Below are 1,317 nucleotides of genomic sequence, written 5' to 3'. Positions count from 1 at the left end.
CGGACCTTGAGCGTGTGACATCGAAGTTTGAGCGGTGCCCCGTCGGCGCTCTGAGGGGTTGACGCTGTCGGAGACCTTGAGGTCGCACGGAAAGCCATGCGACCTGCTGGCGGTTACGGACACGTCCTGTCCCTCTCCGCCGACCTCGGCGGCTACCGGCGGGACCGGGCGCGCAGCTTGGGCAGCCAGTTCGGCAGCCAATGCATGACGGTCACCGTCGCGGCCAAGCTGCCAAGTGTCACGAGGAAGGCACCCGGATAGAGGTGGTTCATCCAGCATGGCTGCCACTCGCTGTGGCAGGGGGCCGAGGAGCCCTTTCCAGGGATCGCGCGGGATGCGGCCAACGCGCTCATTAGGGCCACGGCCGCGTACACGATGCCGGCCACGACCCACCGGGGCGAGTACTTGCTCCCGGCCGAGGAGACTCGGCGGAAGGAGCGCTTGGAGGCCGTGAACGTGATCGGGAGCAGCACGCCGACGGTGGCGCCGAATCCGATGCCGGACGCCGGCCAGTACGCGGACAGATTCCACAGCTCATCACCGAGCCACAGCGACAATGCAAGAAAACCGCCGAGGGCTGCGAGCGCGGCGGCCGGCTTGGTGTTCTTCTTCCAGTTCGTGCTGCGCGCCGAGCGCTTCATCAGCGATCCTCTCGGTGGTCTTGTGCGTGCGGCCGGTGCGTAGTCGCTTAGTAACTGTTGTCGTTCCGATCTTGAGGGGTGCGTGTCGAACGGGAGTCTCGATCGGGTGATCGCAGCTGGTCGCGGGCATGAAGGCAGGGCCTCTTGGTAGCTCGGGGTTGCGAAGCCAACCGAGATCCAGGAGACCCTGTTGCCGCAGTTCTACGTGCTCGCGCCGGTGGAGTTCAACTCGGCTGCACCGACGTGTGATTGTGTCGCTCACCGGTTCGGGAATGCGGCCGATCACCCGGAACGTGTTCGGCGGTATCCCTCGGACATGACGGACACGGAGTGGGCCCAGGTCCGGCCGCTGCTGCCGGTGCCCGGCTGGATGCGTGGTCGGGGCGGCCGGCCGGAAGCGTACTGCCACCGGGCGATGCTGGACGCGATCCGGTATCTCGTGGACAACGGGATCAAGTGGCGGGCCATGCCCGCCGACTTCCCGCCCTGGGACCGGGTCTACGCCTTCTGTGCGCCGTGCGGCGCTTCGTTGTATCCCCGACTCAATCGGGAGAAACTTGGAGGAATGTTTCTGGGTCGCCTGACTTACCTGGAGGCGAAAGCCGAAGGGGACAACAGCATGTCAGGAAAGCGGTGGCCGTCTGGAGGTATCCAGGGCGGAGCCAGGGTCATTGCA

At 65.8% G+C, this 1,317-nt stretch carries 2 protein-coding genes; one reads left to right on the top strand and one right to left on the bottom strand.

Annotated elements, in window-relative coordinates; translation table 11 throughout:
- Nucleotides 1-152 precede the first annotated feature (152 nt).
- Nucleotides 153-641 (bottom strand): hypothetical protein, encoded by a 489-nt coding sequence (locus tag StrepF001_RS45300; RefSeq protein ID WP_129803884.1) that lies wholly within the window; start codon nt 639-641, stop codon nt 153-155.
- Nucleotides 642-957: 316 nt separating this feature from the next.
- On the opposite strand from StrepF001_RS45300, the gene StrepF001_RS49280 reads away from it, so the two are divergent.
- Nucleotides 958-1,317 (top strand): transposase (locus tag StrepF001_RS49280; RefSeq protein ID WP_240798020.1); only part of this gene is annotated, 360 nt, incomplete at its 3' end.

Source organism: Streptomyces sp. F001 (assembly GCF_004187715.1).
Taxonomy (GTDB): Bacteria; Actinomycetota; Actinomycetes; order Streptomycetales; family Streptomycetaceae; genus Streptomyces; species Streptomyces flavusporus.
Note: the sequence above shows the minus strand (reverse complement) of the source record. Positions and strands in the feature narration are given on the sequence as shown.

What these genes read in the sequence shown, in the direction of transcription:
- StrepF001_RS45300 (WP_129803884.1), bottom strand. Translation starts at nt 641, where the DNA reads ATGAAGCGCTCGGCGCGCAGCACGAACTGGAAGAAGAACACCAAGCCG.